This window comes from Actinoallomurus purpureus, assembly GCF_024055795.1.
GTDB lineage: Bacteria > Actinomycetota > Actinomycetes > Streptosporangiales > Streptosporangiaceae > Actinoallomurus > Actinoallomurus purpureus.
Window position 1 is genome coordinate 120852 of sequence record NZ_JAMXMY010000023.1, and the last position, 12845, is coordinate 133696.

A 12845-nucleotide genomic window follows, 5' to 3' on the forward strand; every position below is an offset into this window, starting at 1 on the left:
CGCAACGGTCATGGCGATGAGGGATATTGGGGCGCATGAGCGAGCGTAAGCCGATCGACTGCTGGTTGACGGACATGGACGGGGTGCTGGTGCACGAGGGCCAGCCCGTGCCTGGGGCCGAGGATTTCCTCGGCCGGTTGAAACAGGCCGGCAAGCCGTTCCTGGTGCTCACCAACAACTCGATCTACACGCCGAGGGACCTGCACATGCGGCTGCGGGCGGCCGGGCTCGACATACCGATCGAGTCGATCTACACGTCCGCGCTGGCCACCGCGCAGTTCCTCGACAACCAGCGCCCGCACGGCTCGGCGTACGTCCTGGGCGAGGCCGGGCTGACGACCGCCCTGCACGAGATCGGGTACATCCTGACCGACCTCGACCCCGACTACGTCGTCCTGGGCGAGACCCGGACCTACAGCTTCACCGCGATCACCCGGGCGATCCGCCTCATCAACAACGGGGCGCGGTTCATCGCCACCAACCCCGACCCGATCGGCCCGTCCATCGAGGGCGCGCTGCCGGCCACCGGCTCGGTGGCCGCGCTGATCACCAAGGCCACCGGCGTGGACCCGTACTTCGTCGGCAAGCCGAACCCCCTGATGATGCGCAACGCCCTCAACACCGTCGGCGGGCACAGCGAGAGCACCGCGATGATCGGCGACCGCATGGACACCGACGTGGTGTCCGGCATGGAGGCCGGTCTCTACACGATCCTGGTGCTGACCGGAGTGACCACCGAGGCCGAGATCGAGCGCTATCCGTTCCGGCCGCAGCGGGTGGCCGCCTCCATCGCCGACCTGGTCGACATGGTGGACCTGCCGGACCTGGCGGAGGGCTGACCGGGGTCGTCGGAACGCAGGCCGGCGGTGGCCCAGGTCCGCCCGTCGAGCTCGATGCCGTACGCCTCGTACCCCGGAAGGGCGTCGATCCAGTCGCGGGCGTCCTCCCCCATGACGAACGCGGCGGTCGCGTAGGCGTCGGCGAGGGTGAGGCTCGGCCCGACGACGGTGACGCCGGCGAGGCCGTCCGCCGGCCGGCCGGTGCGCGGGTCGATGATGTGCGCTCCGCGTTCGGCGGTCCCGGAGGTCGCCACGGCCATGTCGCGCCCGGCGACGACGGTGGCAACCGTGCCGGGACGCAGGGGATGGGCGATTCCCACGCGCCAGGGGCGGCCCGGCTCGGGGCCGCCGGCCAGCTGGATGTCGCCGCCCCCGTTGACGTGGTGGTTCAGGGAGCCGGCGGCTCGGAGCATCCCGCCGGCCCGTTCGATCGCCCAGCCCTTGACCACGCCGGACGGGTCGAGTGTCCCGTCCGCGTAGGCGCTGAAGCAGCCGCGGGTGGCGTCGCCGAGCCGCTCGCACAGGGCGAGGACCTCTCCCACCTCCGGCGCGCAGTCGCCGACGTCCACCTCGCCGCGCGCGAGCCGGCTGACGTCGCTGTCCGGCCGGTACGTCGAGAAGGTGGCGTCGACCCAGTGCAGCCAGGCGATGACCTCGTCCAGCACGCCGGCCCGGGGATACGGTTCACGCAGGTCGAAGGAGAAGACCGTCCCCATGCAGGGCTCGGCGTGCCGCTGCGCCGTCACTTGCCCGCCTTGTCGAGCGCGCTCTGCAGCGACTGGATGTATCCCTCACTGGTGTAGGTCGCGCCGGAGACCGTGTCGATCTGCGCGCTCTGCGCGGACAGCGTCTCCTGGTTCAGCTGTGGTACGGCGAAGGTGTTGATCTCCCGGTCCCGGGGATTCCCGTCCGGCACCTGGACCGTCTCGACCTTGGTGATCTTGCCGCTCTTCAGCGTGACCCGCACCTGGACCGGTCCCCACCGGGTGTCGATGGTGCTCCCGGTCACGGTCCGGGTCGTGGACGTGGCGGTCTTGCCGGTACCGGTCGTACCGGCGCTCGGCGCCGGGGCGGCCGAGTCGCCGCCCGAACCCGTCGTTCCGGTACCCGCGGCGGTGCCGCTGCTGGACGCCGAGTGCGTCTTGAAGCTCAGCAGCAGGACCAGCCCTGCGACGGTACCGACGATGGCGAGGATGGCCCTCTTCATCAGATGCTCTCTTTCTCAGAACTCGAATGACTCGTCGTGGACGCGGCGGCGGGGCACGCCCGCCTGACGCAGGGCCGCCTTGGCGGCCCGCACCATGCCCTCCGGTCCGCAGACGTAGACGTCGTGGGTGCTCAGGTCCGGCAGGATCCTCGTGAGGACCGCCGGGGACAGCGGGTCTCCGCCGAGGTCCCGGCGCGAGCCGACGAGGTAGTGCAGCGCCGCGCCCCGGGCCGCCGCGATCCGGCCGAGCTCCTCCTGGAAGACGACGTCGGACCAGTCGGTCGCCCGGTACACCAGGGTCAGGTCGCCGGGAGCGGCCGGGAGGGTCTCGAACAGCGCGCGGACCGGGGTGATGCCGACCCCGCCGGCCAGCAGCAGCACCTTCCGCTGCCGGCGCCGCCCCTCGGTGAACGCACCGTACGGGCCCTCGGCGAAGACGCGGGTGCCGGGCCGCAGCCGGGACAGCGCGCCACTGTGCTCACCGAAGGTCTTGACCGTGATGCGGAGCATGTCCGGCCGAGGCGGCGCCGACAGCGAGTACGGGTTGGAGGCCCACCACAGGTCACGGGTGAGGAACCGCCAGCGGAAGAACTGGCCCGCCTCGGCGCGCAACTCGTCCAGGTGCCGTCCCTGGACCCACACCGACACGACGCCGGGAGCCTCCCGGTACACGCCCTCGACGCGCATCCGGTACCGGAGGGCGCCGCGCACCGGCATCACGCACCGGTACCAGACGAGCAGGGCGCCGACCGTGATGTACAACGCGGCCCACAGGGCGCGGGCAGGCAGGCTGGTCATGAAGTCCGCGCCGGTCGCGAACTGGTGGCTGAACGCCAGCGCGATCGCCAGGTAGGTGTAGAGGTGCAGGTAGTACCACGTCTCGTAGCGCATCCTGCGGCGCGCGGCGCGGGCGGACACGATGCCCACGCCGACGAAGAGCAGGCCCGCGACGCTCGCCATCAGCACGTCCGGATAGCTCACCAGGAGCGTCGTGGTCTGGTGGACGACGTCGGTGTGCGCCGTGACGGCGTATCCCCAGATGATCAGCAGCGCGTGCGCCACGACGAGGGAGACCATGTACCGGCCGCCCATGGCGTGCCATCGGGCGAGCCGGTCGGTGCCGACGCCGCGCTCGAGCGCCGGGATCCGGGCCATGAGGGCGACGAGGACGACGGTCGCGTAGCCGGCGAGCAGGCCGGTGATGCGTCCCGCGTTGGTGAGCCAGTCCCCGAATCCCGTGATGGACGGAGTGTCGTGCCACCACAGTGCGATCACCGCGGCCACGCCCAGGCCGACCGGGACCAGCACGTGCTCGGGCCGGGCGCGCACCGGCCGCCGGCCGGTCCGTGGCCGGTGCACCGCGGTCCGTTCGTCGAGAGTCGTCACAGTGGTCTCCCCGTATGCTTTGGTCGTTCGGTTGCCAACTTTCGGTCCCGAACCTGAAAGTTCCTTCTGAACCGCTTGTGCGCCCCCGCTGAGACCGCTGTGACCTGCGCTGATGTGAACACTCAGAGGGATTTCTCAGAGAATTCAAAGCCTGACCAGAACTGCGACGAGCAGCGTAGGTGACGATGAACGACCCTCGACCCCCCGATTCGCCGGCCGCCCGGCACCCCCTGATGACCCGTCCCGACGGCTCTCCCGTGCGCGTGCTGGTGGTCGACGACGAAGCGAGCCTCGCGGAGGTCCTCGCCAGCGTCCTGCGCTTCGAGGGCTGGGAGGTCATGACCGCCGGCGGCGGCGCGGACGCGGTGAAGGCGGGCCGGGAGTTCCGGCCCGACGCGGTCCTGCTCGACGTGATGCTCCCGGACTTCGACGGGCTGGAGGTGCTCCGCAGGCTGCGGGCGGACAACCCGGACGTGTGCGTGCTGTTCCTGACCGCGCGCGACGCCGTCGAGGACCGCATCGCGGGCATCACCGCCGGCGGCGACGACTACGTCACCAAGCCGTTCAGCCTCGAGGAGGTGATGGCCCGCCTGCGCGGCCTGCTCCGACGCTCAGGGCGGGCCCGCGCGCAGAGCGGTGAGGTCCTCGCCGTCGGGGACCTCACCATGGACGAGGGCGCCCGGGAGGTGCACCGGGGCGGCGACCTGATCGAGCTGACGGCCACCGAGTTCGAGCTGCTGCGCTACTTCATGCGCAACCCCCGCCGGGTGCTGTCCAAGCCCCAGATCCTCGACCGGGTCTGGAACTACGACTTCGGGGGGCAGGCCCACGTCGTCGAGCTGTACGTCAGCTACCTCCGCAAGAAGATCGACGCGGGACGCGAGCCCCTGATCCACACCGTGCGCGGCGTCGGTTACGTCCTGCGGCCGCCCGCCTCATGACCCGGCATCGCGTCCTCCGGCGGCGGATCCGCGTGCCGCTGGGACGGCTCCGCGTCCGCACGCTGCGCGGCAGGCTGATCGTGGGATCGCTCCTGCTGTTCACGCTCGCCTGCGGCATCGTGAGCGTCGTCACGGCCCTGTCCCTGCGGGGCTTCCTCATCGGCCGGCTCGACCAGCAGCTGCAGGACGCCAAGGGCCGGTACGCCATCGGCCTCGAGCACGCCGTGGAACGCGAGCACTTCGACAAGGTAAACGGTCAGTCCGTCGGCACGTTCGGCGCCCGCCTGGCCGACGGTCGGATCACGCAGTGCGGCGTCGTCCGGGACCCCCGGGACCCCGGCGGGGAGCTCACCCTGGCCGCGGCGGACCGGACGCGGCTGAAGACGCTGCCCGCCGACGGCCGGGCACGGACCGTCGTGCTGGAGGCCCTCGGCAAGTACCGGATCACCGCGAACCCGGGAGAGGACCACGACGTCCTGGTCACCGGGCTCCCCATGCACGGCGTCGACGAGGTGGTCGGCCGGCTCGAGATGGTCGAGGTCGCGGTGTTCGGCGTGGTCCTCGTCGGTGGCGGGGTCGCCGGCGCCACCTTCATCCGGCTCTCCCTGCGCCCGCTGCGACGCGTCGCCGCGACCGCCATGCACGTCTCCGAGCTGCCCCTGGCCAGCGGAGAGGTCGTGCTGCCCGCCCGGGTGCCGGACACCGAGACCGGCACCGAGGTCGGGCAGGTGAGCACCGCGTTCAACCACATGCTCGAACACGTCGAGTCGGCGCTCGCCCAGCGGCACGCCAGCGAGGGCCGGCTGCGCCGGTTCATCGCCGACGCGAGCCACGAGCTGCGCACTCCCCTCGCCAGCATCCGCAGCCACGCGGAGCTGGCCCGCCGGGACCCCGGCGAGACCGGTCCCAGGATCGATCACGCCCTGCGCCGGATCGAGGCGGAGGCTGCGCGGATGGGGCACCTCGTCGACGATCTGCTCCTCCTGGCGCGTCTCGACGCCGGACGCCCGCTGGCGCACGAACCGGTCGATCTGACCCGGCTGGCCATCGACACGACCAGCGACGCGCGGGCCGCCGGATCCGACCACCACTGGGCGCTCGACCTGCCGGAGGATCCGGTCACGGTGCACGGGGACGAGTTCCGGCTGCATCAGGTGATCGGGAATCTGCTCACCAACGCCCGCACCCACACCCCGCCGGGCACCAACGTCACGGTGCGCGTCGGCGCGGCCGGTGCGGACGGGACGGTGCTCCTCGAGGTGATCGACGACGGCCCCGGGATCCCCGCCGAACTCCGCGACGACGTCTTCGAACGCTTCGTACGCGGTGACGGCTCGCGGTCGCGCAAGGCCGGCGGCACCGGGCTCGGGCTGGCGATCGTGTCGGCCGTCGTCCACGCCCACGGCGGCTCCGTCGACCTCGTCACCGAGCCGGGACGCACCTGCTTCCGAATCCGGCTTCCGGTGGGGTCACCCGACCAGAAACCCCCGGAACCGGGACCCGAGTGACGGCGACCCGGCCGTCGAAGTCGGGTCCCGCACGGCCACCCGACGGTCAGAGGCGGAGCCCGCACGACGACCCGGCAGTCGGAAGCAGAGGCCGTACGACGGCCACCCGACCGTCGGAAGGCGGAGCGCGTACTCCGGTGACCACGCGGCCTGCGATCAGAGGCGGGCGCGCACGACCGCGACGGGGCAACGAGAGTGGTGGATCACACCGTGGCTCACCGAGCCCAGGTGCAGGCCGTAACGGCCGCCGCAGTTCGAGCGCGCACCAACGACGAGGAGGTCCGCGTGGGCCGAGCGCTCGACGAGCTCGCCGACCGTGTGCCCCGACGGGGCCTGCTCGACGACCCTGACCTCGGGATACCTCTCCCGCCAGGGGGCGACCACGCCGGCCAGGCCCTCCGCGGCGGCCGCGGCCGCCGCGCGGATGGCAGCCGGGTAGGCGCCGGCGGTGGCGGCCGACGGCATCTCCCACACGTGGACGGCTCTGACCCACGCGCCCCGGATCGCCGCCGTCTCGAACGCGTACCGCAGCGCGAGGGCGGACTCCCCGGTTCGGTCGACGCCGACGACGACCTCACCCTGTGGCTCGCCCGTCTCGCCCCGCACGATGATCACCGGTCCGGGAGCGTGCCCGGCGACCTTCAGTCCCGTGGACCCCAGCAGCAGGGCCGCGAGGCCGCCGAGGCCGCGGTGGCCCAGCACGAGCTCGTGAGCCCCTCCGGCCGCCTCCCGGAGCGCCTCGGAGGGGGTGTCCTGGACGAGCTCGGTGGTGACCTCGATGTCCGGCCGGGTCTTGAGGGCCAGCTCGACGGCCTCGCCGAGGATGCGATCGCTCGTCTCCGAGAGGGACTCGGACAGGCCTGGGGCCGGGTGGAACGGTATGTCGCAGGGCCAGCGTTCGGTGGCGTTGAGGATGTGCAGCGGACGCCCCGTGCGCCCCGCCTCCTCCGCGGCCCATTCCACCGCGAGGCCGGCGCGGGGCGAGCCATCGGTTCCGACGACGATCGGCTGCATCACGATGGTCCCCTCTGCTCGGCGCGAACCCCCGACGCCGAGCCACTCTGTGACACGTCGGGCTCGTTCGTCCCTCTAGGGTCATCACCCGGGAAAGGCGGCGTTAGGGACGAAGGTCCCATGTTGCCGGCCGAACGCCCGTTGAACGGCGAGAACGCTGATGGAGGGGGGGCCGTGCACGGTCCTCACGCCTCATCCACTCACGCCTCATCCACTCACGCCTCATCCACTCGCGGCCCGTGCACGGCGGGGACGCGCCATTCCAGCACGGTGCCACCGCCGTCCCCGGGGCGGACGTCGAACGACCCGCCGAGCCGCTCGGCCCGTTCGGCAAGGTTGCGCAGGCCGCTCCGGCGTCCGCCCGGCCTGATCCCGACCCCGTCGTCGGCCACCCGTACCACCACTTCCGCCCCCGCGATCACCGTGACGCTCACCCGCCGGGCCCGCGCGTGCCGTGCGGCGTTGGACAGCGCCTCCCCCAGCACGGCCGGCAGTTGCGACGCCACCTCCTCGTCCACCGCCGTGTCCATGGGGACGTCCAGCCGGACCTCCGGAGCGAACCCCAGCGTCTCCTCCGCCCCGTCGATCACCCGATGGATCCGCGGGCGCAGTCCGTACTCGGCGGCCGTCACCTGCAAGGCGAAGATCGTCGAGCGGATCTGACGGATCGTTTCGTCCAGATCGTCGACCGCCCGCTGAACGCGCGCGGCGACGTCACGCCGTTCCGCGGTCCTGACCGCGCCCATCAGCGTCATGGCCGTCGCGAACAGCCGCTGGATCACGGTGTCGTGCAGGTCCTTGGCGATCCGGCTCCGCTCCTCCAGCAGCACGAGCCGCTCGGTGTCGCGACGCCGATCCGCCAGCTCCAGTGCCACCGCGGCCTGCGCGGCGAACGCCTCGAGCAACCGGCGGGCGGACTCTCCGAACACCGGCCCGCCCGGGGGGTTGGCGACCAACAGGACGCCGCGCGCGGCCATGCCCGAGCCCAGCGGGACGAGCAGCGCCGGCCCCACCTCGAGGGGCAGGAAGCTCCCGGCGGTGCGAGCTTCCTCCATCGCGTCGGCGAGTACGAGGGACTCGCCGCTCTGGTAGACCCGTGCCGCAACGACCTCGTCGATACCGAACCGCATCCCGCGGAGCAGGTCGGCGTGGTATCCGTCGGTGGCCTCGACGACGACTTCGTCCCCGACCGCCAGCAGCACGGCGGCGGTCTCGGCCGCGCAGATCTGACGGGCGCGCTCGGTGACCTGTACGAGCACCTCATCCGGGTCGGTTCCGGACAGCAACGACGCCGACACCTCGGCCGACGCCTTCAGCCATCGCTCCCGCCGGCGGGCCTCCTCGTACAACCGGGCGTTCTCGATGGCCACACCCGCCGCGATGGCGAGGGCCACGACGACGTTCTCATCGTTCTCGTCGAACTCGCCGCCGCCCTCTTTGTCAGTGAGGTAGAGGGTGCCGAACACCTCGTCGCGGACGCGCACCGGCACCCCGAGGGACCGCCGCGACGGCGATCGCGGGGGCTCGACGGCGGAGCCGCCCACCGTCACCAGCCGTCCGGGGCTGTCCTCCTCCCCGATCACTCTCAGGGCGCCGTGGCGGGCGTCGACCAGGGTCGCCGCCGCCTCCACGATCCGCCGCAGCACGCTGTCGAGGTCGAGGTCGCTCTCGATCGTCACCACCGCCTCCACCAGGGCGTGCACCCGGTCACGGGTGGTGAGCACGGCGCCCAGCCGCATCTGAAGCTCGGCGAGGAGCTCGTCGAGTCTCAGCTGCGGCAGGAGACCGGACCGATCCTGGCCCGGCCGGTTGTCCGGAGGCATGGGCAGCCGAACCTCCCCCTCAGACTGCTGCCTGGCCCGATGATTTCAGTATGGAACATCGGGTGACACCGGGTCGCCGCCGCGTCCGGTCCAACCGTGTTCTCGCGCCGCCGCGGGTGCGGCACCAGGCCGGGCGGGCGGAGAACGTCCACCGGACATGGGACGTTAGCCCCTGCCCTGGACGCCCGCGACGGAACAGCATCGAGGTATGCGCTTCGACGGCAACGGGCTGGAGATCCTCGAGCGCGGGGAGTGCCTCGCCCTCATGGGGTCGGTTCCGGTCGGCCGGGTGGTGTTCACCGACCGGGCCCTGCCGGCGATCCAGCCGGTCAACTTCGTCCTCGACGGCGAGGATGTGATCATCGCGACGGCGCCGGGTTCGAAGCTGGCCGCGGCCACGCGCGGCACGATCGTCGCGTTCGAGGTGGACGCCTTCGACGTGGGCGACGAGGTCGGCTGGTCCGTGACGGTCCTCGGAGAGGCACGGGCGGTGCAGGACAAATGGGAGATCGATGGACTGTCCCGGTTGCCGCTGCATTCGTGGATCCCGGGCCTGCACGACCGCTTCGTCCGCATCCAGAGCGAAGTCGTGACCGGGCGGCGGATTCATCCGACGATGCTGGAGGCGAGACCATGACCGGCACGATGGAGGAACGGCCGGTCGGCGAGGCGATGTCGACCGACGTGCTCGCCGTCACGGACACCGAGTCCGCGCTGCTGGCCTGGGAGCTGATGCGGCAGGGCGGCTACCATCACGTGCCCGTGCTGAGCGCCGAAGGATGCTTCATCGACGTCCTGGACGCCGAGACGCTGGCCGCCGCCTGGGACAGCGGAGGCCCTGACCGGATGCGCAAGCCGGTCGGCGTCCTCGTGGGTCACCGCCCGCTCCCGCACGTCCGCCCCGACGACTCCGTCGCGACCGCCGCGCGGGCGATGCTCGCGGCCGGGACGGACGTCGTTCCGGTCCTCGACGAGGACGGCCGGCTCTCGGGGCTGTTCACGGCACGGGACCTCATCGCCCTGGCCGCCGGCGCCCACCGGCGTACCCACGCCGGGCACGTCACGGCCCCGGCGCTCTACCGTATCGAGCCGGTCCTGCCGGCCCGGCATCCGCGGGGCAGCGCGATACCGCCGAGCTGACCGGCGTCGCGGAGCACGCCGACGGAGCGGGAAAGGAGAGCCGATGGCACGGCAGATCGCCTCCGGCTTGTCGGATCCGTCGATCTCCCTGCTCGAGGAGCGCATCCGCCGGCTGGAGACAAAGGTCGCCCTGCTCACCCATGCGGTCCAGGCGCTCGCCCGGGAGCTGACGGAACGCAAGGAGGAGGAACCGGGGTGACGTGGCGGCGGCCTCGGAGTCGAGCCGCCGTCGCTCCGACCCTGGCTCCGCCGCCCTACACGCGGCGCCGGCCGGCCTCGCAGAAGCAGTAGAGGCCGAACACGACCAGGACGAGCGCGACCAGGACGAGCAGCCAGGGGCCGATCGAGGTGGAGGCGAACCGGCGCAGCGTCCCGTCGACGCCCTTGGCCTTCCCCGGATCGAACGTGATGGCGGCGTAGCCGAGGAAGACCCCGGCCGCGGCGAACACGACCGCCCGCGTGGAGCGGTCCACCACCCCGAGCGCCTCGACGACCTTCCGGACCCGCGCGCTCATCTGCTCGGTCTCGAGCTCCTTCTTGAACTTCCGCCGATGGGCGGCCGCCCGTACCTGTGCGCTCTGCGCGGTCATGAACCACCTCCTGCGATCGGCCGCGAGATGCCCTCTCCTCTCCTGATCAAACGTGGTCACCGGCGAGGACACGGAACTTCTCACCCCCCGTGAGGCGTCCAGGTGTAGGAGGGTGGGGACAGCGCCGGAGCCCTCGACCCCAGCGGCGCGTGAACGGAGCGATGGATGATCGTCGGCCTCGCGACCGCCGTCGCAGCGTCCGCCTGTTACGGCGTCGGATCGGTCCTGCAGGCGGTGGGGTCGCGCCGGTCCGCCCGCGAGGAGACCGCGGCGGGGTCCGCCACCGCCACCACCGCGTACGGCGGCCCGAGCCTGGTCTCGACCGCCAGGGCCGCCGTCACCTGGGAATTCCTGCTGGGCACCGTCCTGGACATCGCCGGTTTCGCGCTCGGTGCGCTGTCGGCCCGGCTCCTGCCGCTGTTCCTGTCGCAGACCGTGATCAGCGCCAACCTGGTGATCACCGCACTGCTGGGTTCCGTGCTCCTGGCCGTCCGGCTGAGCGGGCTCGAGTGGCTGTCCATCGCGGTGGTGTGCGCCGCCCTCGTGCTGCTGGCCGGGGCGGCGGGGCACGAGGGCAGCAGCCGTACGCCGATCTCCACCCACTGGTGGCTGCTCGCGATCTCCGTGCTGCTGATCGGCGCCGGGTTCCTGGCCGTACGGGCGATGGGGGCCAGAGCCGCGATCCTGGCCGGGCTGCTGTCCGGGCTCGGCTTCGGCGCGGTGGGTGTGGGCGTGCGCGTGCTGAACGGGGTGCACCCGATGGATCCGAGGGCCCTGCTGACCGACCCCGCTCTGTGCGCCATCGTGATCGGCGGCCTGGGGGGCATGTACCTGCACACGGTGGCGCTCCAGATCGGCTCGGTCAACGGGGCGACGGCGGCCCTGGTCGTGGGCGAGACGGTCGTCCCCGGTCTGCTCGGCGTGATCTGGCTCGGCGACGCCTCGCGTCCCGGCTACAGCTGGGCGGCCCTGGTCGGCTTCGTGCTCGCCGTCGCCGGAGCCGTCGCGGTCGCCCGCTTCGGCGCCGCCGAGCACGCCGTCGACGAGGCGCCCAGCCCGGAGAAGCTCCGCTCCCCCTGACCGGGGTCAGGCGGCCTCTTCGGTCGTGTCGGCGCCGACGGCGGCGCGGATGAAGGCGGAGGCATCCCGTACGGCCGCCCGCGCTTCGGGGAACAGCCGGTCGAACAGCTGGAACACATGGATCTGTCCCGGCCATACCTGCAGCTCACAGCTGTTCCCTGACTCGGTGAGGGCCTCGGCGAGCCGCTCGGCCTCGCCCCGCAGAACCTCCTGTTCGGCGACCTGGATGAGGAAGGGCGGCAGGTCGAGGCCGGTGCAGTCCAGCAGGGACAGCCGCGGATCGGACCAGTCGTCGTGGTCGCCGACGTACAGCCGGCCGAAGTGACGCGCCAGTGCCGGGCTGATGAAGGGGTCCCGGTTCTCGCGGTCACTGAGCACCGACAGCTCACAGCTGAGGTCCACCCAGGGCGAGAACAGCACGACGCCTCCGGGGGCCGGCAGCCCGGAACGGCAGGCCTCACCGACCAGGGCGGCGGCGAGGTGGCCTCCAGAGGAGTCACCGGCGATCACGATCCGGGACGGCGGAAGGGCGGTGAGAAGCCACCGATAGGCCTCCATGGCGTCCTCGAACGCCGCGGGAAACGGATGTTCGGGGGCCAGGCGGTAGCTCGGCACCAGGACGGGCAGCCCGGTGCCCGCCGCCAGCCGGCTCGTCAGCGTCCGGTGCGTGCGCGGCGAGCAGAACGCGTACCCGCCGCCGTGCAGGTAGAGGATCGCCCCGGCGTGGGGGGCCGGGGGCCGGACCCACTCACCGGTGATCGGCGCGCCCGATGACCCCGTTCGGGTCAGTTCCTCGATCCGTACTCCGGGATGCGGGCGCAGCAGGCGGGTGCTGTGCTCGAGGGCCATGCGGAGCACCGTGAGGGAGACGAAGCGTCCGCTCAGCCGGTCGGCCATCGGCCGCCATCCGACCCGCAGGGCGCTCGCCAGGGCCCTGGCCTGCCGGCTGGGGGCGACGATGTCCGCGACACCGACGGTGAGGTCGTCGTAGGAGGTCACGCGGCATCACCGCCGACCGATGCCGCGGGGCTCGGCACCGGTGCGTGGCCGGGGAGGGGGATTGTCGCCGTCATCGCTGCGCCCCGGTGTGCGGCCGGGGAGGGGGATTGTCACCGTCATCGCTGCGCCTCGGTGTACTCGTCTCTGGGGGAACCACGACGATCGTGTCCCCCCGCTCCCGGCCGCCGATACGGGGGAACTCCCCGTTCGGGTACCTGATTCGTGATTCAGGTATCCGCCCGCCGGTCACCGGCCGGTCGCCGGGGCGATCGCGCCGGCGCCGATCCTGCTGATCCCGGAGACCGCCCAGGTGCCGAT

General features: G+C 72.1%; 14 protein-coding genes. 7 read left to right on the forward strand and 7 right to left on the reverse strand.

Annotated features, from left to right (window positions below; translation table 11 throughout):
* Window positions 1–35: 35 nt before the first annotated feature.
* Complete coding sequence (locus NE236_RS34120) at window positions 36–839, forward strand: HAD-IIA family hydrolase (RefSeq protein ID WP_252846358.1); 804 nt, start codon at window positions 36–38, stop codon at window positions 837–839.
* On the opposite strand, the gene NE236_RS34125 is transcribed toward NE236_RS34120, so the two are convergent.
* From NE236_RS34125 to NE236_RS34135, 3 genes are read right to left on the reverse strand one after another with little or no spacing between them, the layout of a single operon-like run.
* Window positions 755–1585, reverse strand: coding sequence for an FAD:protein FMN transferase (locus NE236_RS34125; RefSeq protein ID WP_252846359.1), 831 nt, complete (start codon window positions 1583–1585; stop codon window positions 755–757). The genes NE236_RS34120 and NE236_RS34125 overlap by 85 nt on opposite strands.
* A complete protein-coding gene (locus tag NE236_RS34130) occupies window positions 1582–2046 on the reverse strand; it encodes an FMN-binding protein (protein ID WP_252846360.1) in 465 nt (154 codons plus the stop codon). Before NE236_RS34130 ends, NE236_RS34125 begins: the two co-directional genes overlap by 4 nt.
* Window positions 2047–2061: 15 nt before the next feature.
* Window positions 2062–3432, reverse strand: coding sequence for a ferredoxin reductase family protein (locus tag NE236_RS34135; RefSeq protein WP_252846361.1), 1371 nt, complete (start codon window positions 3430–3432; stop codon window positions 2062–2064).
* Window positions 3433–3617: 185 nt separating this feature from the next.
* Between NE236_RS34135 and NE236_RS34140 the strand changes: the two genes are divergently transcribed.
* Both NE236_RS34140 and NE236_RS34145 read left to right on the forward strand, forming a co-directional pair.
* Window positions 3618–4373: a response regulator transcription factor gene (locus NE236_RS34140; protein ID WP_372494477.1), complete on the forward strand. Its 756-nt coding sequence runs from the start codon at window positions 3618–3620 to the stop codon at window positions 4371–4373.
* Window positions 4370–5881, forward strand: a complete 1512-nt coding sequence (locus NE236_RS34145; RefSeq protein WP_252846362.1) for a sensor histidine kinase — start codon at window positions 4370–4372, stop codon at window positions 5879–5881. Before NE236_RS34140 ends, NE236_RS34145 begins: the two co-directional genes overlap by 4 nt.
* 156 nt (window positions 5882–6037) lie before the next feature.
* Here NE236_RS34145 and NE236_RS34150 read toward each other — a convergent pair whose 3' ends face one another.
* Window positions 6038–6895: a universal stress protein gene (locus NE236_RS34150; protein ID WP_252846390.1), complete on the reverse strand. Its 858-nt coding sequence runs from the start codon at window positions 6893–6895 to the stop codon at window positions 6038–6040.
* 215 nt (window positions 6896–7110) lie between these two features.
* Window positions 7111–8718, reverse strand: a complete 1608-nt coding sequence (locus tag NE236_RS34155; protein WP_252846363.1) for a sensor histidine kinase — start codon at window positions 8716–8718, stop codon at window positions 7111–7113.
* 208 nt (window positions 8719–8926) lie between these two features.
* Between NE236_RS34155 and NE236_RS34160 the strand changes: the two genes are divergently transcribed.
* From NE236_RS34160 to NE236_RS34170, 3 genes are read left to right on the forward strand one after another with little or no spacing between them, the layout of a single operon-like run.
* Entirely contained in the window at window positions 8927–9355 is a 429-nt protein-coding gene (locus NE236_RS34160; protein ID WP_252846364.1) for a pyridoxamine 5'-phosphate oxidase family protein, read from the forward strand.
* Window positions 9352–9858, forward strand: a complete 507-nt coding sequence (locus tag NE236_RS34165; RefSeq protein WP_252846365.1) for a CBS domain-containing protein — start codon at window positions 9352–9354, stop codon at window positions 9856–9858. Before NE236_RS34160 ends, NE236_RS34165 begins: the two co-directional genes overlap by 4 nt.
* Before the next feature lie 43 nt (window positions 9859–9901).
* Window positions 9902–10057, forward strand: coding sequence for a hypothetical protein (locus NE236_RS34170; RefSeq protein WP_252846366.1), 156 nt, complete (start codon window positions 9902–9904; stop codon window positions 10055–10057).
* A 55-nt stretch (window positions 10058–10112) separates the two neighbouring features.
* On the opposite strand, the gene NE236_RS34175 is transcribed toward NE236_RS34170, so the two are convergent.
* Window positions 10113–10448, reverse strand: coding sequence for a DUF1206 domain-containing protein (locus NE236_RS34175; protein ID WP_252846367.1), 336 nt, complete (start codon window positions 10446–10448; stop codon window positions 10113–10115).
* 165 nt (window positions 10449–10613) lie between these two features.
* On the opposite strand from NE236_RS34175, the gene NE236_RS34180 reads away from it, so the two are divergent.
* Entirely contained in the window at window positions 10614–11528 is a 915-nt protein-coding gene (locus tag NE236_RS34180; RefSeq protein ID WP_252846368.1) for a DMT family protein, read from the forward strand.
* Between the two features lie 6 nt (window positions 11529–11534).
* Here NE236_RS34180 and NE236_RS34185 read toward each other — a convergent pair whose 3' ends face one another.
* Window positions 11535–12527, reverse strand: a complete 993-nt coding sequence (locus NE236_RS34185; RefSeq protein WP_252846369.1) for an alpha/beta hydrolase — start codon at window positions 12525–12527, stop codon at window positions 11535–11537.
* Window positions 12528–12845 lie beyond the last annotated feature (318 nt).